Annotated in this window: 20 protein-coding genes, 1 tRNA gene and 1 pseudogene; 18 read left to right on the top strand and 4 right to left on the bottom strand. The window is 74.1% G+C overall.

The features are described 5' to 3' along the window. From CRV15_RS01855 to CRV15_RS01785, 15 genes are all read left to right on the top strand, one after another. Entirely contained in the window at positions 1–1,326 is a 1,326-nt protein-coding gene (locus CRV15_RS01855) for a PucR family transcriptional regulator (protein WP_003962571.1), read from the top strand. An 85-nt stretch (positions 1,327–1,411) separates the two neighbouring features. After that, positions 1,412–2,731 carry an acyltransferase family protein gene (locus CRV15_RS01850; RefSeq protein ID WP_003962572.1) on the top strand — a complete coding sequence of 440 codons (1,320 nt, stop codon included), beginning with the start codon at positions 1,412–1,414 and terminating at the stop codon, positions 2,729–2,731. A gap of 79 nt (positions 2,732–2,810) precedes the next feature. Next, entirely contained in the window at positions 2,811–3,197 is a 387-nt protein-coding gene (locus CRV15_RS01845; protein ID WP_009998061.1) for a beta/gamma crystallin family protein, read from the top strand. 130 nt (positions 3,198–3,327) lie between these two features. After that, positions 3,328–5,172, top strand: coding sequence for a stealth family protein (locus CRV15_RS01840; protein WP_003962574.1), 1,845 nt, complete (start codon positions 3,328–3,330; stop codon positions 5,170–5,172). Between the two features lie 66 nt (positions 5,173–5,238). Beyond that, complete coding sequence (locus tag CRV15_RS01835) at positions 5,239–5,649, top strand: hypothetical protein (protein ID WP_003962575.1); 411 nt, start codon at positions 5,239–5,241, stop codon at positions 5,647–5,649. Continuing rightward, entirely contained in the window at positions 5,646–7,475 is a 1,830-nt protein-coding gene (locus CRV15_RS01830; RefSeq protein WP_003962576.1) for an FAD-dependent oxidoreductase, read from the top strand. The genes CRV15_RS01835 and CRV15_RS01830 overlap by 4 nt, the downstream gene beginning before the upstream one ends. Continuing rightward, on the top strand, positions 7,472–8,323 hold the full coding sequence (locus tag CRV15_RS01825) for a hypothetical protein (protein ID WP_003962577.1): 852 nt from the start codon (positions 7,472–7,474) through the stop codon (positions 8,321–8,323). Before CRV15_RS01830 ends, CRV15_RS01825 begins: the two co-directional genes overlap by 4 nt. Before the next feature lie 224 nt (positions 8,324–8,547). Then, complete coding sequence (locus tag CRV15_RS01820; protein ID WP_009998062.1) at positions 8,548–9,474, top strand: hypothetical protein; 927 nt, start codon at positions 8,548–8,550, stop codon at positions 9,472–9,474. Between the two features lie 125 nt (positions 9,475–9,599). Then, a complete protein-coding gene (locus CRV15_RS01815) occupies positions 9,600–10,295 on the top strand; it encodes a TNT domain-containing protein (protein WP_003962579.1) in 696 nt (231 codons plus the stop codon). A 31-nt stretch (positions 10,296–10,326) separates the two neighbouring features. Beyond that, positions 10,327–10,614: a hypothetical protein gene (locus tag CRV15_RS01810; protein WP_009998063.1), complete on the top strand. Its 288-nt coding sequence runs from the start codon at positions 10,327–10,329 to the stop codon at positions 10,612–10,614. Between the two features lie 444 nt (positions 10,615–11,058). After that, complete coding sequence (locus CRV15_RS01805; RefSeq protein WP_009998064.1) at positions 11,059–12,180, top strand: polyprenyl synthetase family protein; 1,122 nt, start codon at positions 11,059–11,061, stop codon at positions 12,178–12,180. Positions 12,181–12,375: 195 nt separating this feature from the next. Then, on the top strand, positions 12,376–13,191 hold the full coding sequence (locus tag CRV15_RS01800) for a sulfite exporter TauE/SafE family protein (RefSeq protein WP_003962582.1): 816 nt from the start codon (positions 12,376–12,378) through the stop codon (positions 13,189–13,191). Positions 13,192–13,209: 18 nt separating this feature from the next. Next, a complete protein-coding gene (locus tag CRV15_RS01795; RefSeq protein ID WP_003962583.1) occupies positions 13,210–14,028 on the top strand; it encodes a (Fe-S)-binding protein in 819 nt (272 codons plus the stop codon). Next, complete coding sequence (locus CRV15_RS01790) at positions 14,025–15,452, top strand: LutB/LldF family L-lactate oxidation iron-sulfur protein (RefSeq protein WP_009998066.1); 1,428 nt, start codon at positions 14,025–14,027, stop codon at positions 15,450–15,452. The genes CRV15_RS01795 and CRV15_RS01790 overlap by 4 nt, the downstream gene beginning before the upstream one ends. After that, positions 15,449–16,087, top strand: a complete 639-nt coding sequence (locus CRV15_RS01785; protein WP_003962585.1) for a LutC/YkgG family protein — start codon at positions 15,449–15,451, stop codon at positions 16,085–16,087. Before CRV15_RS01790 ends, CRV15_RS01785 begins: the two co-directional genes overlap by 4 nt. Positions 16,088–16,230: 143 nt before the next feature. On the opposite strand, the gene CRV15_RS01780 is transcribed toward CRV15_RS01785, so the two are convergent. Beyond that, positions 16,231–16,716: a DUF309 domain-containing protein gene (locus CRV15_RS01780; protein WP_029183132.1), complete on the bottom strand. Its 486-nt coding sequence runs from the start codon at positions 16,714–16,716 to the stop codon at positions 16,231–16,233. A gap of 105 nt (positions 16,717–16,821) precedes the next feature. Here CRV15_RS01780 and CRV15_RS01775 point away from each other — a divergent pair. Continuing rightward, positions 16,822–16,898, top strand: a tRNA-Pro gene (locus tag CRV15_RS01775). Positions 16,899–17,214: 316 nt separating this feature from the next. Here CRV15_RS01775 and CRV15_RS01770 read toward each other — a convergent pair. The 3 genes from CRV15_RS01770 to CRV15_RS01760 all read right to left on the bottom strand — a co-directional run bounded on the left by CRV15_RS01770 (position 17,215) and on the right by CRV15_RS01760 (position 20,467). Beyond that, the gene (locus tag CRV15_RS01770) at positions 17,215–18,111 is read right to left on the bottom strand and encodes a PaaX family transcriptional regulator C-terminal domain-containing protein (protein ID WP_003962588.1); all 897 of its coding nucleotides are present in this window, start codon (positions 18,109–18,111) and stop codon (positions 17,215–17,217) included. Between the two features lie 196 nt (positions 18,112–18,307). After that, positions 18,308–18,862, bottom strand: a complete 555-nt coding sequence (locus tag CRV15_RS01765) for a hypothetical protein (RefSeq protein WP_003962589.1) — start codon at positions 18,860–18,862, stop codon at positions 18,308–18,310. 3 nt (positions 18,863–18,865) lie between these two features. Next, a complete protein-coding gene (locus CRV15_RS01760) occupies positions 18,866–20,467 on the bottom strand; it encodes a flavin-containing monooxygenase (protein WP_003957002.1) in 1,602 nt (533 codons plus the stop codon). Between the two features lie 93 nt (positions 20,468–20,560). On the opposite strand from CRV15_RS01760, the gene CRV15_RS01755 reads away from it, so the two are divergent. Then, a complete protein-coding gene (locus tag CRV15_RS01755; RefSeq protein WP_003962591.1) occupies positions 20,561–21,793 on the top strand; it encodes a saccharopine dehydrogenase family protein in 1,233 nt (410 codons plus the stop codon). Then, positions 21,783–22,214, top strand: a pseudogene (locus tag CRV15_RS37835) (alpha/beta fold hydrolase); the annotation flags it as partial. The gene CRV15_RS01755 and the pseudogene CRV15_RS37835, both read left to right, overlap by 11 nt. Positions 22,215–22,269: the final 55 nt, after the last annotated feature.

Here is a 22,269-nt window from a genome sequence, read left to right as displayed (position 1 = left end):
GTGCCCTCCTCCACGCCCTCCTCCACGCCCGCCGTCGGCCCCCCGGACGCCGGCGCGGCCCCCGCCACCGCGGGGGACCGCGCCGGGCCGCCGCTCGGGGCCCGTTCGGCCTGGCACCATGTACCGCGCGGCCAGGTCCGCCGCTTCGCGGCGCTCGCCATGGCCGAGGCCCCCGCGCTGGCCGAGGAGATCCTGCGGGAGATCCGCCGTGAGTACCCGCATGTCCCGGTCATCCTCGACGACTCGGGGGAACCCAAGTCCCTCATCGGCATCCGGCGCGCCATCGAGATCTTCGTCCTGCATCTGGAGACGGCCGAGGACCGGCCCCGCGTCCACCCCGAGGTCTTCCAGGACTTCGGCCGCGGCGAGGGGATCGGCGGCCGGACCCTCGACTCCCTCCAGGCCATCTACCGCCTCGGCGTCCGCCTCACCTGGCGGCGCCTCGCCGAGATCGGCCAGCGCGTCGACATCCCGCCACCGGCCATGTACGAACTGGTCGACGCCGGGTACGAGTACCTCGACGGCCTCGTCGACCAGTCGGTGCGCGGCTACGCCGAGGCCGCGGCCCGGCAGGCGGGCGAACGCCTCCGGCTCCAGCGCGAACTGGTGGAACTCCTGCTCGCCGAGCACCGCACCCGCCCCGCCGCCGGTCCCCACGAGATCACCGCCGCCCTCGCGGAACGCGCCGCCCGGATCGGCTGGCCGCTGCCCGCCAAGGTCGCCGCCGGAGTGCTGCTGCGCCCCGCCCGCCAGGCCGTCGCCCCCGCCGTCGGCGAGGGCGTGCTGCTGGACATGGAGGCCGAACAGCCCCGCATGATCGTGCCCGACCCGGCCGCCGCGGGCCGCCCCGACCTGCTCCGGCGCGCCATGACCGGCTGGTCCGGCGCGATCGGGCCACCGGTGCCGCTGGTCGACGCCGCGAAGTCGCTGCGCTGGGCCGAGGCCGCCGTCCGCCTCATGGAGCGCGGGCTGCTCCCGGCGGGGGAGGTGCTGCACTGCACCGAGCACACCGAGGCCCTGATCCTCCTCCAGCCCGAGGAGCTCATCGACGACCTGGCCCGCCGCACCCTCGCACCCCTCGCCCACTGCGGCCGGACCCACGCCCGCCGCCTCGCCGAGACCCTGCTCGCCTGGCTGGAGACCCGGGGCGGCGCCCCCGAGGTCGCGGGGCGCCTCGGCGTCCACCCCCAGACCGTCCGCTACCGGCTGCGCCAGATCCGGGAGCTGTGGGGGGACGAGATCGACGACCCCGACCGCCGCTTCGAACTCGAACTGGTCCTCCGCGCCCAGCGGCTGCGCGGGGACCTGGGCCGTCCCGCGCCCTGACCCGCCGGGGGACGGGGCACGGCCCCGGGCCGCGCCCCCGGCCGGGGAGCCCCGTCCCCGGCGCCGGCGAGGGACGATCGAAGGTGTGAGGGCGGAACGGAACCGCTGTGCGGATCTGCTGCGGGTCGGTGCCATCGGAGCGGTGGTCGCCGGTCACTGGCTGCTGGTGGACGTCACCTACCGGGACGGAGTGCTGTCCGGGAGCGACGCCATCGAAGCCATCCCCTGGGCGCGCTGGCTGACCCTGCTCTTCCAGGTCATGCCGGTCTTCTTCCTCGTCGGCGGCTATGCGAACGCCGTGTCCTGGACGGCCGCCCACCGGCAGGGCGAGCACTGGCGGTCCTGGGTGCAGGGCCGGGCGGCGCGGCTGCTGTGGCCGACGGCGGCCTACGCGGCCGTGTGCGCCCTCGCCGTCCCCGTGGCCCGCCTCGCGGGAGCGGAACCCGCCGTGCTGGCCCGCGCGGGCTGGCTCCTCGCCCTCCACCTGTGGTTCCTGCCGGTGTATCTGCTGCTGATCGCGCTGACACCGCTCCTGCACACGGCGCACCGCCGCTGGGGAGCGGCCGTGCCGCTGGTGATGGCGCTGGCGGCGGCCGGGGTGGATGTCCTGGTGCTCGGGCCCCGGCTGCCGGTGATCGGCTTCGCGAACTACCTGCTGGTGTGGGGTTCCGTGCACCAGTGGGGATTCGCCTGGCAGGACGGCACACTCACCACGCCGCGGTGGCGCTGCCGGGCCCTGGCGGCGGGTGGCGCGGTGCTCCTGGCCGCCCTGCTGATCCGGGGCCCGTTCCCCGTCGACATGATCGGCGCGGGGACCCGGGTGGGGAACACCGACCCGCCGTCGATGGCCCTGCTGGCGTTCGCCGCCACCCAGACCGGACTGCTCCTGATGGCCGAACCCGCCCTGGACCGGCTGCTCGCCCGCCGCCCCCGGCTGTGGGCCCGGATCTCCCGCCTCAACGGAGCGGTCATGACCGTCTATCTCTGGCACATGGTCCCGGTGCTCCTGGTCGCACCGCTCCTCTACCCCACGGGCCTGGCCCCGCAGCCCGCCGTCGGTACCGCCGCCTGGCTCGCGCTGCGCCTGCCCTGGCTGCTCGTCCTGAGCGCCGTCATGATCCCCCTCACCCCGGTGCTGCTGCGGGTCCAGCGCCCGCTGCTGCGCCTCCCCCGGGGGGTGGGGCCCGTGGGCCGCTGGTCCCCCGCCCTCCTCCTCTGCGGCCTGGCCCTCTGCCTCCCCTCCCTGGCCGTCCTCGCCGTCGGGGGCTTCGCCCCGGACGGCCGGCTCGCCGCGCTCCCGCTCGCGCTCGGCGCCGGCGGCCTCCTCGCCGTCGTGTGCTCCGGCCGCCCCGCCGTCCGGCCGCCCGGCGATGGCGCGTTCCCTCGCACGGGGACCCGGCGGTGAACCGGGGCCGGTACGGGCCCGTGGGGGTGGATGCCCCGGGACGCACCCCGCGTCCGGGCTCACACACCGGAGACCAGACATGCTCCAGCGAATCGGTTCGGCGGTCCTGACGGCCGCGGCGACCGGGATGTCCCTCGTCCTCTGCGCGGCGGGCACCGCCGACGCGGCACCCACCTCCCAGCGCGTGGGCATCGGCATGTTACGCCTGGCCATCGCGTACGAACACGCCAGCTTCCAGGGAGCGTCCATCGACCTCTACGCCAGCGACTGCTACTTCATGCGCTCCCAGCACGACCTCCCGCCCGAGTGGAACGACCGCATCAGCTCCATCAAGGTCCTCCAGTCCTGTTCGATGATCGCCTTCGAACACGGCCAGAGCAAAGGGGCGTCCGCCCGGTTCAGCTTCCTGAACGTCGGTATCGGCGGCTGGAACGACCGGATCAGCTCCTACGCGTTCGTCCGGTAGCGACCACCGGACCACCACGCGGCGCGGCCCGTACAACCTTCTCGTCCTCCAAGGGATCAAAGAAAGTACCTGGTGCCACAGAAGGCCCTGCTTTGATCATGTTCATCAGCAAAAATCCCTAAGAGGTCGTATGCCCAACGAAGAGCAGTCGCAGCCGGGGGCCGCGACCCCGGACGGAAGGGCGCGGCGGGCAGCCCAGGACGCCCAGCGGCTGGTGCGGCGGAACCCCGAGGCGTCCTGGCCCGTGCACACCTACCGCCGGGTGCTGCCGGTACGGGTCAGGCGCGGGGTCGCGCGTGTGGTGTCGCGGGAGGTCAGGGCGCAGGTGAAGGAGGGACTCTCCGCCTGGTCCGGGAGCCGTCCGCAGCTCGGCAACTCCGTTGCCGAGCGGGCGATCCGGCGCCATCCGCAGGGCCTGCTGGAGGGCGCCCGCACGCTCGGCCGGGTGCACGGTGTCCCGAAGGTGCTGCTGATCGGCGAGTCGATCTCCCCGCTCCGGGCGCGGAACGACAACGCGGCCTCGGTCTGCGAGGCGCTGGAGCGGGCGGAGGTGGACTACTTCTGGGTCCGCGGGCGGCGCGACGACTCGGCGGTGATCGCGGTACCGGAGCGCGACCGCGGCCTCGTCCATGAGGCACTGGCCGCGCTCTGCGAGCGGCTGCCCGGCTATGTCTCCGTCATGGACGGCCGTGCGGGGACGCCCCGCGAGTCCGCCCCGGGCTTCGCCGCCGCCACCTGGCGGCGGCTGTCCGAGGCGAAGGTGATCCGGCTGACCTGGTACCGCACCGACCCCTCGGGACGGCTGGTGCTCGGCGCCAAGTACGGCTGTGACGTGGAGTTCTGGGCCGAGGACGAAGGCCGCCTGCACGCCCCCCGCCCCCAGCCGGTCGCGGACACGGTGGACCTCGCGGACCCGCCGGTGCGCACGCCGGGCTCGCTGTTCACCCGGCTCGCCTCCCCGGCCACCGCGCTACCGGCGGTCCGCACCCGCAGGGAGTTCGCCGCCCCCCGGCCGGACGACATCCGGTTCCCCGTCGATGTCGTCTACACCTGGGTGGACGGCCAGGACCCGGCCTGGCTGCGCCGCAGACAGGAGGCCCAGGGACAGCCGTACCACGAGGAGGCCGCGAACACCGCCCGCTTCGCCAGCCGGGACGAGCTGCGCTACTCGCTCCGTTCCGTGCACCAGTACGCGCCCTGGGTCCGGAACATCTACCTCGTCACCGACGACCAGCGGCCCTCCTGGCTCGACACGGAGGCCGAGGGCCTGACCCTCGTCAGCCACCGGGACATCTTCCGCGACCCGGAGGCGCTGCCGACGTTCAACTCGCACGCGATCGAGAGCCAGCTCCACCACATCGACGGTCTCTCCGAGCACTTCCTCTACTTCAACGACGACATGTTCCTCGGACGGCCCGTCGTCCCGCAGGACTTCTTCCACGCCAACGGACTGACGAAGTTCTTCCCCTCGCCCGCGCTGATCCCGATGGGCGAGCCGGACGGCCAGGACGTGCCGGTCTCCGCGGCGGGCAAGAACAACCGGACACTGCTGGACTCCCGTTTCCAGACCGTGATCACGCACAAGATGAAGCACATCCCGTATCCGCTGCGGCGCAGTGTGCTCGCGGAGATCGAGGCCACGTTCGCCGAGCGGCACCGCACCACCGCGGGCAACCGGTTCCGCGGTCTGGACGACCTGTCGATCGCGTCGTCCTTCCACCACTACTACGCGTACCAGACCTCCCGCGCGGTACCGGGCCGGCTCACCTACTCCTATGTCGATCTGGCCCACCCGGACACGGAACGACGGCTCGGCCGGCTCCTCGCCCGCCGCGACCGCCAGACCTTCTGCCTCAACGACACCGTGTCGGGCGAGGCGGACGTCGAGAGCCAGCAGCGGTTCCTCGGCCCGTTCCTGGAGGCGTACTTCCCGGTGCCCGGCCCGTACGAGCTGAGGGACGAGCCGGGCCGGTGAAGGGGCCGCTGAGGCGGGCCGTACGGTGGGGCATACACCTGTCCCCCCTGGGGCACGGTTGTTCCCGTGCCCACAACAGATGACATCAGCAACTTCCTCGCGCTGTCGTCGCGGCTGACCGGTTTCGACCGGGGAGAGCTGGAGGCGACGGGACTCGTCGACGTGTACCGGACGGTGGCGGCCGAACAGCTCGGCGAGGAGAGATACGGACGACTGCTGCGCTGGGCGGCGGACCGGCCGGACGGCGAGACCCCCCGGGACGGCGGCGACGGCAGCGGCGGGGCCCCGGAGAGCGCCCGTGCGCTGGCCTTCCTCTGGTACACGGGTAGCTGGCCCGGTTCGCCGCCGCAGGTGGTGTCGCCGCGTGCCTACGCGGAGGGGCTGGTGTGGAAGGCGGTCGGTGTGGCCGCTCCCGGGACCGGCCGGCCGGGTCACGGCAGCTGGGCCGGGCCGCCCGCGGGGGTGGGCGGACGGTGAGCCGGTACGACGTGATCGTGGTCGGCGCGGGGGTGGCGGGCTCGCTCGTCGCGCACCGGCTCGGCCGCCGCGGCCGCCGGGTCCTGGTCCTGGAGGCCGGGGTGGACGCCGCCGACCCCGGCCGGGGCGAACCGGACCCGTTCACCGCCTATCTGACCGCGCCGGTCAAGGGCCCCGACGCCCCCTACCGGCCGCACCCCGCCGCCTCCTGGCCCGCGATGACCGACCTCACCGGCACCGCCGGACCCCCCGGCTTCCGGATGACGGGCCATCTGCTCCAGAACGGCCCCCTGCCCTACGGCAGCGGCTATCTGCGGGTCAACGGCGGCACCGGCAACGTCTGGACCGGACTCGCGCCGCGCATGCTGCCCGAGGACTTCGACACCGAGCCCTTCGGCTACGGACGGCGCTGGCCGATCGGCTACGACGACCTCGAACCCCACTACCGCGCGGCCGAGGCGGAACTGGGTGTCGCCGCCGACGCCGACGAACAGCGGGAACACGCCGGACTGCCGCTCCCCGGCGGCTATGTCTTCCCCATGCGGCCCATCCCCGCGAGCCATCTGGACCGGCTGTTCGCGGCCCGCCTCGACGGACGGCTGGTCACGGACCCCGTCGCCGGGGACGAGGTCGCGCTGCGCGTGGTCGGCACCCCGCACGCCCGCAACGGCGTCCCGGACCCCCGTTACGACGGCGGGCGCGGCTATGTCCCGCGCGGGCGGGGCGGGCGCCCGGACCCGGACAGCCGCTGTCTGGGCAGCGCGAGCTGCATCCCGCACTGCCCCACCCACGCGAAGTACACCCCGCTCAGGACCCAGGGCCGGTGGAGCCCGTCCGTCACCCTCCGGGACCGGTGCGTGGTCAGCCGGGTCCTCGTCGACGGCACCGGCCGCGCCACCGGCGTGGAGTACCGCGCGTACGACGGATCGGCCACGGTCGTCCACGCCGATGCCGTCGTGCTCGCCGCGCACGCCGTGGAGAACGCCCGGCTGCTGCTCCTGTCCCGGCTCGCCGACCGCAGCGGCCAGGTCGGACGCAATCTGATGGACCATCCGGTCGTGCTGACCTGGGGCCTGCTGCCCGAGGCCACCGGCGCGTACCGGGGCCCGGGGTCGACCTCCGGCTTCGAGGGCTTCCGCACGGGCCCCGCACGCGGGCGGCGGGCACCGTTCCGGATCGAGATCGGCAACTGGGGATGGGCCTGGGCCCGGGGGCCCGCCGGGACGGACGTCGCCGAGATGCTGGGGCGGGGCCTGCTCGGGGACGAACTGCGCCGGGCCGTGACGGACCGGGTGCGCCGTCAGTTCGCCCTCCAGTTCGAGATCGAGCAGAGCGCCGACCCCGCCAACCGGGTCACCCTCCACCCCCGCGAGCGCGACCCGCTGGGACTGCCCCGGCCCCTGGTCACCTATGACCTCGACACCCATGTCAGGGACGGCATCGCCGCGGCCAAGGCGGTCTCCGACCAGATCTTCGCGCTGCTCGGCGCCGAGGACCGCACCGCGTACACCCCCGACGCCGCCTGGCCGGGCCGCTTCGAGCACCGGGGCCGCCGCTACGGCTACCGGGGGGCCGGTCACGCCGCGGGCACCCACATCATGGGCGACTCCCCGGCCACCTCCGTGGTCGACTCCTGGCAGCGCTGCTGGGACCACCCCGGCCTGTACGCCGTGGGCTGCGGCAGCATGCCCTCCGTCGCCACCGCCAACCCCACCCTGACCATGGCCGCGCTCGCGCTGCGCAGCGCCGACCGCGTCGAGGCCGACCTCGCCGACCGCGACCGGCCCGCGGCCCTCACCCCCGACACCCCGGGAGCCCCCGCATGACCCCGCTGCCCCTGCCGCCCGTGCCCGAGCCCTTCCGGCTGCCCTTCCACTACGGGGCGCTGCACCACCTCGGCATCGACTGGCTGGTGGACCCCGCCCCGGTGCGCGCGCTCCTCGCCCGGCACCACCCCGCCCTGACCGCAGCCGAGTTCGGCGGGCGGGCCCTCGTCTCGCTCAACTACCAGCTCTACTTCGCGCAGTACCCGTTCGGCGGCAGTGTCACCCAGGAGATCGAGTACAACGTCGTCGCCTTCCCCACGGCCGGGCGCGAGCGTGTTCCGGAGCTGACCTATCCGCAGTACGCGCAGGGCTGGGAGCAGACCAAACTGCTCGGTATCGCCCGGATCCACGTCGTGTGCGACAACCCGTTCGCCATCACGGCCGGACGCGCGCTGTACGCGGAGCCGAAGCACCCGGGCTGGTTCGAGGCCGACCTGCCCTCCCTCAACGGCCCCGCGCACGAGACCTGGACCATCCGGTGCAACGCCGCCACCGCCGGACCGGACGACACCTTGGAACGGGAGGACACCGCCCTGCTCGGCCTCACCGCGGCGCTGGACGGCCTCACCCCCGCCCCCGCCAACACCGCCCCCGTCACCGGCTACGGCACCGACCCCGAAGGCCGGCTGCTGGCCGGCCCCATGAACGTCTACCAGCCCTACTGCTGGTACGACCTGGACGCGCCCGAGCACGCCGACCGGGTGCGGCTGACCGTCCACAGCCCGGACAGCGCACTCGGCCGGGACATCGGCACCCTCCTCACCGGCGCCCCGGCCGCCGGTGCCTGGACCTGCCAGTCGCCCCCGGTGGCCGCCCACAACCGCGCCTACTACCTGCCGGAACGCTGAGCGCGGCCCCTGCCGCCCGGTCGGCGCCCGAGGCGCCGACCGGGCGGCAGGGGGCTTCGGGGCGCCGAAGTTTCCACGGTGGCGCGTTTTTCTGTCTTGCCTTCTTTCTCATTCGTCACTTAGACATGCATGAGGAGTGTGCAGTCAAAGGAGATCTTGTGATGCCCATGAGTCCCGCCGCTGCATTACCGCCCCACGCGGTACTCGACCGTGAGCACCGCAGGATGGTGGACACCGTCCTCCGCTCCGGTCTGCTGGACCCCCTCCTGGTGGAGGCGGAGGAATTCACGCCACGGTTGAATGCCGCGCAGGCGGGGCGCAACCGTGCTGTGGTCACCGGCGAGATGCGGGAAGCGGGACTGCCCTGCCCGCCCGACGTCGCCCATGATCTGGTCGTCCTTCAACAGCTCATCCTGCCCACCCAGGACGAGGCGCTCTCCCTGGCGCTGGTCCGTATGCATGTCTTCACCACGATCATGGACGACATCGTCAGCCATGACCGGACGGCCCTGCTCGCCGCGATCGAAGGGTTCGGCGGCACCGGCCCCGCCGCCCGGACCCCCGACGGGTCCCCCTATGCCGCCTTCGCCGAGTACATGCTGAGCGAACTGGGGAGATTCTGTGACCCCGCCTTCCGTACGGTGCTCCGCTCCTTCTTCCTGGAGTCGCTGCTCGGAGTGCTGTTCGAGGCGGAGTTCACCGGGGACGCGTCCGACGCGATCGACACCTCTTTCGTACGCGGCCGTACGGGTTTCTGCGCGTTCTGGTTCAGCGCCGCCCAGTTCCTCCACCCCGGTCTGGACTTCTGCCGGAACGTTTCCTTCTGGGCCGCCGCCCTGCCCTCGATGGTGGATTTCCTGAACGACGGCAACGATGTGCTCTCCTTCTACAAGGAGGCGCTGCACGGGGGCGACTTCACCAGCAACGCGATCTACCGCAGCGCCGTCCGGCAGGACATCCCCTATCTGGACGCCTACCGGGCGACTCTCGACCGGTACCGGCGGAGCGAACGGCGCATACTCGCCCTCGCCGACGACGTCCAGCGGCCTTATCTGGCGCATCTCATGACCGGTTACACCTACTGGCATCTGCATGTGAGCCGCTACCACTGGCAGGAACTGGACCCCCGGTTCGCCCCGATCTCCCTCTGATCGGCCGGGAAGGGCCGAAAGCCCGCCGGGGAGGGCCGGAAATCGGCAACACCGTGTTGAGGCAAGGGAATCAAGGGATAGTCTCCGGCTGACCCTGATGATCATCAGTGTGAGGGAAACCCCGCATGAATCGCATACGCACCGCACTCGCCGCTCTCGGTGTCACGGCAGGGCTGCTGACCGCGCCCGCCGCCCACGCCGCCCCGCAGCACCCGGCCGAGCGGCCCCCGTCGGCCGCCGCCCCGTCCGCCGCGCCCCAGAGCAAGCAGTGCACCGGGAAGTTCAAGAACGACGCCCGCCTCGGCCCCAAGTGGCTGCCGAACAAGAACCTCGCGCCCGTGGGACCCCTGCTCAAGGGGTACCAGCGCACCGGCGCGCTCACCCCGGCCGCCTTCCTGAAGAAGTACTGGGAGGGGCCCGCCGACACCGGAAGCTGGAAGTACCCGCCGAACGACGGCTTCGCCGAGGTCAACGGAGAGGTCGACAAGGAGCCCACCAAGCTGCGGCCGGGGCAGCGGCTGGACCGCTTCGGCTCCGAGTTCGGCGGCTATCTCGCGCCCGCCGGTGACGCGTACGCCGAACGCGCCCTCCCGCCGCAGAACCTCAACACCCGGGACACGGCCGTGGCCTGCGACTACCACGTCTACAAGGTGACGAAGCCGTTCTGGGTGTGGCAGGGCGGCGTCGCCCCCTGGTTCGAGCAGCCCGGCGGCGGTCAGCAGATCAAGCTGGACGCGGTCTTCCTCGACCCCGGCGAGGGGCAGCGGCTCAACGTCAAGTGGCTGCTGGACCACGGCTATCTCGCCCCCGTCGCGCGCTAGGACCGCCGCACGCCGGAGTACCGTGAGCCGGGTGACTCCCCTGGACGCCATCGAGCCCGCGCGCCCGGTCGGCCCCACGGACCGGCGCGCCCTGCGGGAGACGCTGCGCGCGGCGGGTGTGGCCGACACGTACTACCGCATCGAGGGCGTCCACGAACCGGCTCCCACCCCGCCCGACTTCCTGTATCTGCGGAGCGACCCGGACGGGTCGGCCGGGATCTGGGAGACAGGGGTGTACGAACGCGGTGTCCACCAGGCGATCGCCCGCCACGCGCACGAGTCCGACGCCTGTGCCCATCTGCTGCGGCTGCTGAGCTGACGGCCCCGCAGCGCCCGGTCCCCTCTTGGGCCAAGGGCCCGGCGCCGGGAATCCCCCCGCACCCGGCCCGTTCCCTCGAACGGGTGAATCACGAGGGGAAACCCCTGGTCGGCGCCGTGCGGCCATCGGCCCCCGCACCGCGCTGAACGCTTCGGTCCGAGGGCGCGTGCTGACTGTGGGACGGGACTTCCGGATGCAGTGGCCCGGTATGTCTCCCGGACCGCCGGCGCGGATCGCGGTATCCGCGCCGGCCTCCGTCCGACGAGGTCTCCGGAGGCGACCGGATGTCCGGGAACGCGCGGGGCACCCGCGGCACACGTACGAGAACGAGGAACGAGGAACCACGCGCCGGCGACGTACGGCACCCCGCCGCGCGTGTACCGCCCCGGCCCCGACAGGGCCCCGGGCCACAGCCGCCCACCCCTCGACTCCCAGGAGACCACGATGTCCACGGCCCAGCCCGACCCTCTCTTACCCCCGGCGAGCGGAGCGGCCGACGCACGGCAGCGGACAGCCGCCGCCCAGGACGCCCGGCTCGCCGATCTGATCATCGGTGAACTCGACCGAAGACTGGCGTCCGTCGCGAAACACGCCGCCGTGCCCACCGCCCCCGGCACCCCGGCCGCCCGGCGCGCCCCGGCGGCCCCCGCGCCGCCCCTCGCCCCCATGGGCGGCCTGCTGCGCCCCCTCCTCCTGGTGCGCAGCGCCCTCGCGGTCGGCGGCACGCTCGCGCCGGTGCTGCCCGCGGCCGTCGGACTGGAGTACGTCCACATGGGCAGCCTCGGGCACCGCACCGGCGCCCCCGGCAGCGACCCGGGCCGCCGCGACGTCCCCGGCGCGCCGGACCCCCGTACCGCCGTGTACGACCGGCTCGGTTCGGCCACCGCGGTGGTGATGGGCAGCACCCCTCTCTACGCGTGGTTCGAGGCGCTGTCCGAGTGCGCCGCACGCGGGGTGCGCGAGGACAGGATCGCCGCGGTCTGCCGTGTCCAGGCCGAGGCCGGACGCGCGGTCCGCGCGGGCGCGACCCGGGAACGGGCCACGGCCGGACGGCTGGACATCGAGGCCGAGCACTGGCTGGAGACCGCCCGGCTCACCACGGCGGTACCCTTCGCGGCGGCCTGCCGGGTGGGCGCGACCCTCGCCGGAGCCCCACCGGAGTGGACCGACGCGCTCGCGGTCTACGGCGAACAGCTCGGCATGGCGCTGCGGCTCCAGGAGGAACTGCGGCCCTACGTCCCCGAGCGGACCAGGCGGGGCCGCCGCGCCCACCGGGGCGCGGCGTACGAACCCCTGCCCACGCTGCCGCTGCTGCTCGCGTTCGACCGGGCGGACGTACGGCAGCACGACGCGCTGTGCCGGGCGTTCGCCGTCCCCGCGGGTGCCGGGGCGTTCCGGCTGATCCGCTCCCTGGTGATCGAGACCGGGGGCCACCGGGTCGCCGCCGGATTCGTCCAGCGGTACGCCATCCGCGCCGCCGGGGCGCTGACCGCGCTGCCCGACACGTCCCACCGCCGCCGTCTGGAGGCGCTGGTGCCCACCCCGGTCACCGGTCCGCTGCGCTGAACAGCCCCCTCCCGTACGGGCGGTATCCCCGCGGCCCGCACATCCACGCCCGCTGCCGGCGCCGCACACCGCCACGGTCCGCCCGTCCCGCATCCGCCGCCGGGACGAGCGGGGCGCACGGGTCGCGCCGCGGGCCCGGGCCGCGAACCCGCCGACGGCGCCCCGGGGATCGCTCCGCCGCCCACACTGGGTGACATGGACACCATCACCGGTGCGGAGTTCGCGGCGCTCGCCGCCGCCGCCGTGCTCGTCGGTTTCGCCAAGACCGCCGTCAGCGGCGCCAACACCCTCAGCCTCGCCGTCTTCGCCGCCGTCCTTCCGGCACGGGAGTCGACGGGGGTGCTGCTGCCGATCCTCATCGCGGGGGATGTGCTCGCCGTCCTCGCCTACCGCCGCCACGCCCACTGGCCGACGCTGATACGGCTGTTCCCGGCCGTCGTCGCCGGGGTGCTCGTCGGCACCCTCTTCCTGCTGCGGGCCGACGACCGGGCCGTACGGGTCTCGATCGGGCTGATCCTGCTGCTGATGGCGGCCGTCGGCCTGGCCGGACGCCGCCGGCGGGGCACTCGACCGGATCGCGCCCCGGAACCGGAACCAGGACCGGAACCGGCGCCGGACACGGACACGGACGCGGGCCGCGCGGGCGGCACCTCCCGGCTGAGGACCGGCTCCTACGGCGTCCTCGGCGGGTTCACCACCATGGTCGCCAACGCGGGCGGCCCCGTGATGTCGCTGTATCTGCTCTCCGCGGGCTTCGCCAAACTCGGCTTCCTCGGCACGGCGTCCTGGTTCTTCCTCGTCGTGAACCTCTCCAAGGTGCCCTTCAGCGTCGGCCTCGGACTCATCGACCTCCGCTCCCTGCTGCTCGACGCCGCCCTGGTGCTGTTCGTCCTGCCCGGCGCGTACCTCGGCCGGGCCTGCGCCGACCGGATCGACCAGGCGCTCTTCGAACGGCTGGTTCTCGCGGCAGCCGCCGTCGGCGCGCTGCCGCTGCTGGTCCCGGCGGGGTGAGGCACCTATCCTCCGACCATGCGTGCGGCCCTCTTCGTCACCTGCGTCAACGACGCCTTCCACCCGTCCACCGGCATCGCCACCGTACGGCTCCTGGAACGGCTGGGCGTCGAGGTGGACTTCCCCGCCGACCAGACCTGCTGCGGCCAGCCCCCGTACAACACGGGCTACCGCGACCTGGCGGCCCCCCTCGTCCGGCGCACCGCGCGCGCCTTCGCGGGACACGAGTACATCGTCACCCCCTCCGGCTCCTGCGCCGCGATGGTGCGGGACCACTACCCCCGCTTCGGCGAACGGTCCCTGGGACCCCGGACGTACGAGCTGAGCGAGTTCCTGATCGACGTCCTCGGCACCGTGGACGTGGGGGCGTACTTCCCGTACACCGTCACCTACCACCCCTCCTGTCACGGCCTGCGCGCACTCCGCCTCGGGGACCGGCCGCAGCGGCTGCTGCGGGCCGTCCGCGGACTGCGGCTGAGAGAGCTGCCCGGGGCCGACGAGTGCTGCGGCTTCGGCGGCACGTTCGCCGTCAAGAACCCGGCGGTCTCGGCGGCGATGGGCCGGGACAAGGTCCGCAACGCCGTGTCCACCGGGGCCATGGTGCTCTGTGGCGCGGACAACTCCTGTCTGCTGCACCTCGGCGGCATCCTCCGCCGCCAGGACGATCCGCTGCTGCCGCTGCACCTCGCCGAGATCCTCGCCGCCACCGAGGACCACCCCTACCGTCTGCCGACCGCACCGGCGGGACCCCCCGTCCCAAGGACCCCCGGCTCCGCCCCGTCCCCCCGGCCCACCGGCGGCCGGGACCGCGACCACGACCAGGAGGCGCACCCGTGACCAGGACCGACCTCGGGATGCCCGCGTTCCCGCCGTTCCCCCGGGCCGCCGCCCAGGCCGTCCGCGACCCCGTCCTGCGCGCCAATCTGCGCCACGCCACCCACACCATCCGCGAGAAACGCGCCCGCGCCGTCGCCGAATTGAGCGACTGGGAGCAACTGCGCGAAGCGGGCCGCCGGATCAAGGACCACACCCTGCGGCACCTGGACCGCTATCTGGAGCAACTGGAGTCCGCCGTCACCGCGGCGGGCGGCACCGTCCACTGGGCCGAGGACGCCGAGCAGGCGGGCCGGATCGTCGCGGACCTCGTCCACGCCACCGGCGAACGCGAGGTCGTCAAGGTCAAGTCCATGGCCACCCAGGAGATCGGGCTCAACGAGGCGCTCGCGGCCGAGGGCATCCGCGCGTACGAGACGGATCTCGCCGAGCTGATCGTCCAGCTCGGCGACGACCGGCCCTCGCACATCCTCGTCCCCGCCATCCACCGCAACCGCGGGGAGATCCGTGACATCTTCCGTGACCGGATGGGTGCCTGGGGCCGGCCGGCCCCCGAAGGACTCGGCGACACCCCCGCCGAACTGGCCGAAACGGCCCGCCTCCATCTGCGGGAGAAGTTCCTCCGCGCCAAGGTCGCCGTCTCCGGGGCCAACTTCATGGTCGCCGAGACCGGCACCCTCGTCGTCGTCGAGTCCGAGGGCAACGGCCGGATGTGCCTGACGCTGCCCGAGACCCTGATCTCCGTCGTGGGCGTCGAGAAGACCGTGCCGACCTGGCGCGACCTCGGCGTCTTCCTCCAGACCCTGCCCCGCTCCTCGACCGCCGAGCGGATGAACCCGTACACCTCCCTGTGGACCGGCACCACCGGCGGCGACGGCCCCCGCGCCTTCCATCTGGTCCTCCTCGACAACGGCCGCACCGCCACCCTCGCCGACCCCGTGGGACGGCAGGCACTGCGCTGCATCCGCTGCTCGGCCTGCCTCAATGTGTGCCCGGTGTACGAACGGGCGGGCGGCCACGCGTACGGCTCGGTCTACCCCGGGCCGATCGGGGCCGTACTCAGCCCCCAGCTCCGCGGCATCACCAGCGAGATCGACGCCTCGCTCCCGTACGCCTCCTCCCTCTGCGGAGCCTGCTACGAGGTCTGCCCCGTCGCCATCGACATCCCCGAGATCCTCGTCCGGCTGCGGGAACGCGTCGCCGAGCAGGGCGGCAGGGGACACCGGCTGGAACGGGCGGCGCTGCGGGCGGCGGGCTGGCTGCTGGACCATCCGGGCGCGCTCGCGGCGGGGGAGCGGCTGGCGAACGCCACCCGGCGGGCCCAGCCGCGGCGACCACCGGGCGCGGCAGCCTGGACGGACAGCCGGGACCTGCCCGAGCTGCCCGAGCAGTCCTTCCGGGACTGGTGGCGGAGCAACCGCCGATGAACGACTCCGCACGCGCCCGCATCCTGGCCCGTATCCGCGCCGCCGTCGCGGACGCCCCCGAGGTCCCGCCCCCCGACGACCGCGCCTACCTCGAACGGCACACCGACGACGGCCCGGCGGCCCTGCTCGACCTCCTCCACCGCAACCTCGCCGACTACCGCGCCACCGTGCACCGCACCACACCCACCGGGCTGGCCCCGCTGATCGCCACAATCCTGCGCGGACACGGCGCCCGCACGGTGGTGGTGCCCGACGGCGTCCCCGACTCCTGGCTCACCGCGACCGCCGCCGAACGACGCCGTGACGACGGCCCGCTCACCGCCGCCGAACTCGACGGCTGCGACGCCGTCGTCAGCGGCTGCGCGCTCGCCGTGGCCGAAACCGGCACCCTGGTCCTGGACGCCGGACCGGCCCAGGGGCGGCGCGCCCTGACCCTCGTCCCCGATCTGCATGTGTGCGTCGTCCGCGCCCCCGCGCAGATCGTGCCGTCCGTACCGCTGGCCCTGCCCCTCCTGGACCCGGCCCGGCCCCTCACCTGGATCTCGGGCCCCTCCGCCACCAGCGACATCGAACTCGACCGGGTCGAGGGTGTCCACGGCCCCCGCCGACTGGAGGTCATCCTGCTCCGGGAGTGACCCGGCCCGCGAAGCCCGCCCGGCGGTTCGACCACCGGCCCCGCCCGGCGGCGGGCCGTCCGCGGGGCGCGCCCGGCGGCTGCGCCACGGACTCCCCTCCGCAGCCTCAGCCGCGCGCCCCGCCCATCAGACCGGCCGCCCGCTCAGCGGGTCAGCCGCGGGGCCTCGGCCACCGGGTCGACCGGTGCCGCCCCGCCCTCCACCCGGTCCGCGAGGGCACGGGCCCACCCGGAGAGACCGGCCGTGTCGATCCCGTACCGGTCCGCCCCGCCGCTCTCCCCGGTGATCCGGCCCGCACCCCGGCGCAGCAGCCGCGCCCCGCCCGTGGCGTTCCCGCGCGCCGCATGGGTGAGCCCCACCGCGAGCTGAGCCAACCCCCGCCACAGCTCCCGCTCGGCGGCGGGCCCGGACTTCCAGGCGTCCTCGAAGACCTCGTGCGCGTGGAACGGCATCCCCGCGTCCAGCAGCCGCTGCGCCTCCGCGACCGTCCGGCCCGGCGTCCGCACCACCCCCTCGGGCTGCCGCGCCACCCCGGCCACGCCGTACGGCAACGGCCGCCCCAACCCGTCCCGGGGCCGCGCACTCCGTGCCCGCCCCGCCCCGTCCCGGTCCCGCTCCACACCACTCACCCCCTCATTCTCCCGCCACCCGGCCACCGGCACGTGCCGGACCACCCCGGAAGTGCGGTAATGTTGCCCCTGCGCGCCGGGCCGAGAGGCCGGGGGCAAGCAGAACGGGACGTGGCGCAGCTTGGTAGCGCACTTGACTGGGGGTCAAGGGGTCGCAGGTTCAAATCCTGTCGTCCCGACCAGCGAATTTCGCAGGTCGCAGGCGGTATCGGAGATATCCGGTACCGCCTTCTCCGTTTGTCGTCCGTCTGTCTCACCGACCGTCCGGCCGTCGGGTCCCGCCGTGGCCTGCGCACGTCCGACGCGCGGCAGCTCCGGGCCGGACCGGCGAACACGCCGACGGCGTGGCCGGGTTCCGGATTCCGGGCGACGGCCAGGACGCGATCGGCGTCGTGGGCGTTCGCGGCCGGGTTCCTGCGGCCGTCCGGCACCCGGTGGCGCCGCGTCTGCCGGCCCCGTTCCGTGCCCGCGCGGGCGACCCGGGCGCCGACACGCCCCTCAGCCGTCGGCGGCTGCCGGGCGGACCGCGTCGCGGTAGAGGTGGAAGAGGCTGACGCGTCCGTTCTCCGGTGTGCGTTCCTCCAGGAGCGACCAGCAGCGCGCGACGAGTTCACGGGCCTGGGCGCCCGGCCAGGGCCGGGGCAGCAGTTCGGGGGGCAGCAGCGGGTCGGGCTGCATGGCGCGGGTGAACTCGGCGGCCAGTTCGACCGCGATGGTCAGCCGCTCGGGGGCGGGGAGGTCCGCGTCCTGCTGGAGTCGGCGCAGCCGTGGGCGGGCGACGGCGGCGAGCCGCCGGTAGCGGTCGGCGATCTCGTCCTGCGGCCAGAGGGCGCGGGCGAGTGCGGCGGGAGCGCGTTCCTCGCCCTGGCGCAGGTCGTCCGTGGTCAGCAGGGTGAGGTGGTCGAGCACACCGAGGCGGCGGGCGTGGTCCTCGACATGGGGCTCCCAGGCGTTGGCGCTGAGGTAGAGCCCGCCCTGCACGGCGGCGCCGCCGAGCCGGGTGAGCGCGGCCCGCAGGGCGTCGCGCGCGGTGCGGGCGCTCTCGGGGACCGCGAAGGCGACCAGGTGCCAGATGCCGTCCCAGGGGGCGAGCCCCGCGTCCTGGCGGAAGGCGTGTGCGACGAACCCGACATCCGGGCCGAGGCTCTGCTCGGTGGCTCCGGTGGCCCGCAGAACGGCCGCGCGTCCCCTGCCTTCCTGGGTGAAACGCCCCTCGGAGACCAGCCGTTTGACGCACAGCCGCACCTGCTGGTCGGTCATGCCGAGCAGCGGGGCGATGGCGTACAGCTCGCCGGAGTCGACGGTGTGGTCGGAGCGGATCAGCGCCTCGACCAGGGTACGGGTGGGCACCTGGACGGCCGGTCCCGCACAGCGGGGCGAATCGGTTCCGGTCATGGGGACGGGCCCTTCGAGCGTGGTCGAGATGGTTCGTCGGGGTGCCGCCGGGCTGCCGGTGCGGGGCTTCGCGCCGGGGGTGCCGGGTCGACGAGCGATCGGAACGCGCCCGACCGTTCGGCAAAGGGTACCTTCGGCGCCCCGGGGCGGGCCGGTCCCGGGTGCCGGGCATGTGCTCACCCCGGGGCGCCTGCGGTCAGCCGGTCACCTGCCGACGGGGCACGCCCCGGCCCGGCCCCGGCGCGCGGCAGCGGCCGGTTCCGTCACCGGAGACATGGGCACGCCACAGGAAGCCGATCGACAGCGCTGTGCCCAGGACGCTCAGGAGGGAGACGGCGGACCACAGACCCACCCAGGTCGCCGGGACCGGCAACAGGACGGCCAGAGCCGCCGGATACAGCAGGAGCGTCCGCCGCAGTCGGCGCTCCACCGACATCCGGTGGTGCCGGTGGGGGGCGGTTCCACCCGGCGCGTGGCCGCTGCGCGCGGACGGCCCGAGCCCTTGGGCCAGGGTCAGCCGGTAGGCGTGGACGGTGGCGCCCGCCAGCGCGAGCAGCACGGCCAGCCCCCACACCTGGACCCACTCCGGCACCCGGGCGGGGCCGGGCGCGGTGACGAGAAGGGTGGAGACCGAGAGCGGCAGGGTGCACAGGGCTTCGACGGCGCAGAGCCGGGCCGCGGGGGCGCGGTCCAGGGCCAGGCAGGTCAGATGCCACCGCGGCCGGGGCCCCGGCCGGGAGCGGGCGCCCACCGGTCAGTCCGCCGCGGATGTCGTGGGCCGGTGCGGCGCGGGGCCGGACGAGCCGCCCGGCCGTGCGGTCAGCGTGTACCGATCCGGGTCGAAGCCGCGGGTCCTGCGCCGGAACCGCCAGGTCGGCTCGGGCCAGATGGTGGTGATGCGCCCCTGGCGGTCCCGGTACCAGCCCGCGCAGCCGCCCGCGGCCCAGACCGTGCGGGTCATGCGCCGCTGGACCGCCGTGTTGTACGCGAGCTGGACCCCGGCCCGCACGTCCACGGCGCCGACGCGGTGCTCGTCCATGAACCGCAGACAGCCGAGCAGATAGTCGATCTGTGACTCGATCATATAGATGAGGCTGGTGTGCCCGACTCCCGTGTTGGGACCCGCCATCAGCCAGAGGTTGGGGAATCCGGCGACGGTCGTCCCGAGGTACGCCTGCGGGCTCCCCTGCCACACATCGTGCAGGGTCCGCCCGCCCGTACCCGTGACGAGCCGCGCGTAGGCGGCGTCGGTCACCCGGAAGCCGGTGCCGAGGACCAGGACGTCGACGGGATGCACGGAGCCGTCGGCGGCTGCGGGCGCCGCGCTGCCGCCGGTGGGCGCGGTGCTGTCGGCGGGTGCGGTGAGCACCGCGTCCTCGGTGACGCGGACGACCGGTTCGGTGACCACGTCCACGTTGGGCGCGCCGAGGGCGGGGTAGTAGTCGTCGGACATGAGGACCCGTTTGCAGCCCAGCGCGTAGTCGGGTGTCAGCTTGCCGCGCAGCACGGGGTCGTCGACCTGGCGGTGCAGATGGGCCAGGGCCTGCCCGCGCCCGAGGGCCGCCAGGGCGCGGTCGCCGAGCAGCGCGGGCAGGCCCGCCTCGCGGAGCGTGTACTCCCGGAGCCGGGCGAGCCGTTGCGTCCAGGGCGCCCGCCGGTACAGCCCGCGGAGCCACGCGGGGACGGGCCGGTCGTGGCGCGGCATGATCCATGGCGGGGTGCGCTGGAAGACGGTCACCCGGCGTGCCGCGCGCTGGAGGTGGGGGACGAACTGGACGGCGCTCGCCCCGGTCCCGATCACCGCCACCCGCCGGTCGCTCAGATCGAGGTCGTGCCGCCAGCGCGCGGAGTGGAACACGTCGCCGGTGAAGCCGTCCAGGCCGGGCAACGCCGGAACGGCGGGTTCCGACAGAGGGCCCTGGGCCATCACCAGATGATCCGCGGACAGGGGTCCCTGGCCGGTGCGCAGCTCCCAGCGCTGCCGGTCGGCGTTCCAGGCGGCGTGCCGCAGCTCGCAGCCCAGCCGCAGATGGGGCTCCAGGGCGTAGCTCTCGGCACAGTGCCGCAGATACCGCGCGATCTCCCGCTGAGGTGCGTAGCGACGGCTCCACTCCGGGTTGGGCGCGAAGGAGAACGAGTACAGCCGGGACGGTACATCGCAGGCGCAGCCCGGATAGGTGTTGTCCCGCCAGGCCCCGCCGACCTCGTCCGCCCGTTCCAGGATCAGCAGGTCCCAGTGTCCCTCCCGCAGCAGCCGGACGGCTGTGCCGATCCCCGCGAAACCCGCGCCGACGATGACGACGGAGACATGGCGCCCCGGTGCGGATACCGGCGCTGTCTCAGCCCGCTCGGACATGCGGTGTCCCTCTGTTCCTGTCTTTCGATTGCTCATGATGAAAACGATCGTATAGCATCCGATCGAAGTTGTTTCGATAGAAAGGGTGAGGGGATGAGGATTCTGGCACTCGGCGGCCCGGGGGCGATGGGCGCGGTCGCGGTACGGGTGGCAGCCGGACTGCCCGGTGTGACCGAGATCGTGGTGGCCGACCGCCGAATGGACACGACGGAGGCACTCGTGCGCCGACTCGCGGGCCGCGGCGCGCCGATGCGGCCGCTGTGCGTGGACGTGACCGACGAAGCCGCCCTGCGGGCCGCGATGGAGCAGGCCGACATCGTGCTCAACACCGTCGGCCCCTACTACCGCTTCGGGATGGCCGTGCTCCGCGCGGCCCTCACCACCCGCACGCACTACCTGGACATCTGCGACGACTGGGAACCCACCCAGCGGATGCTCGAACTGGACGGGGCGGCCCGGGCCACCGGCGTCTGCGCGGTGGTGGGCATGGGCGCCAGCCCGGGCGTCAGCAACCTCCTCGCCGCACGGGCGGTCGACCACCTCGACCAGGTCCGGGACCTGTACACCGCCTGGCCCGTCGACGTCTCCGGCAGGAGCGCCGGGGACGACGGCCAGCTCCTCGACGCCCAGGGCGGCCCCAGCGCCGCAGCCGTGCACTGGATGGAGCAGATCAGCGGCGAGGTCGCCGTGGTGAGCGAGGGCCGGCTCGTGCGCCGCAGACCGCTCCGGCCCGTCACCCTGACCGTCTCCGCCGAGCACTCCGGCACGGCCTACACCGTCGGCCACCCCGAGCCGGTCACCCTCCACCGCAGCTTCCGCCCCGGCGGCGAGGCCGCCAACCTCATGGTCGTCACCCCCGGCACCGCGGCCTACCTGGACGTGCTGCGCCGCGACATCGACGCGGGCAGGCTCACCAATGAGAGGGCCGCCGCCGACCTCGCGGGGCCCTCTCTCTTCCGTACGCTGTGCGCGGCGATGGGCGCCCTGACCCGGAAGGGCCCCGGATCGCTGCCGCCCTTCTTCGCCGCGGCCACCGGCACCCGTGACGGCCGGTCCGTCACCGTCCTCGCCCGGCTCGCCGAGACCCCCGGCGCGGCATCGCTGATCGAGGACATGGCGGAGGCCACCGGAATCCCCCTCGCCCTGGGGCTCGCCCAACTGCTCGACGGCAGCCGCGTCCGGCCCGGCGTCCACCCGCCCGAGACCGTCATCGACGCCGAGCGGTTCTTCGCCGACCTCGCCCGCGAGGTACCCGCCCTCGCGGGCGACGGCACCGAACCCGGCGGCGTGGTCGTCGAGGTGACGGAGACCGGCCGTGACACCTGAGACCGCCTCCGTGGACGTGGACGGACACCCCGTGCGCTATCGGGCCACCGGCACCGGGCCGCCCGTGGTCCTGCTGCACGGCCTCGGCCGCAGCCTGGAGGACTGGGAACCGCTGCGCACCGCGCTCCCCGCGCACCGGCTGCTCGCCCTGGACCTCCCCGGCTTCGGCTGGTCCCCGGCCCCGCCTGAGCCGGGGCTCGGGACCATGGCGGAGCACGTCGCCGGATGCCTGGACCGGCTCGGGATCACCGCACCCGTCCACCTGGTGGGCAACTCGCTGGGCGGAGCCGTCGCGATGCGGCTCGCCGTCCGCCACCCGGCCCGCGTGGCCTCGCTGGCCCTGGCCGCCGGCGCCGGTTTCGGCCGGGAGGTCACCTGGGCGCTGCGCGTCCTCGACCTGCCGCTGCTCTGGCGGTTCCTGCCGCGCCCCGACCGGCGCGGCGTACGGACCGCGGAACGCTCCCTCTACGCCGATC

Origin of the sequence: Streptomyces clavuligerus (genome assembly GCF_005519465.1) — a bacterium.
Taxonomy (GTDB): Bacteria; Actinomycetota; Actinomycetes; order Streptomycetales; family Streptomycetaceae; genus Streptomyces; species Streptomyces clavuligerus.
The sequence above is the reverse complement of the archived record's forward strand: the minus strand, read 5'-3'. Positions and strand labels throughout refer to the sequence as shown.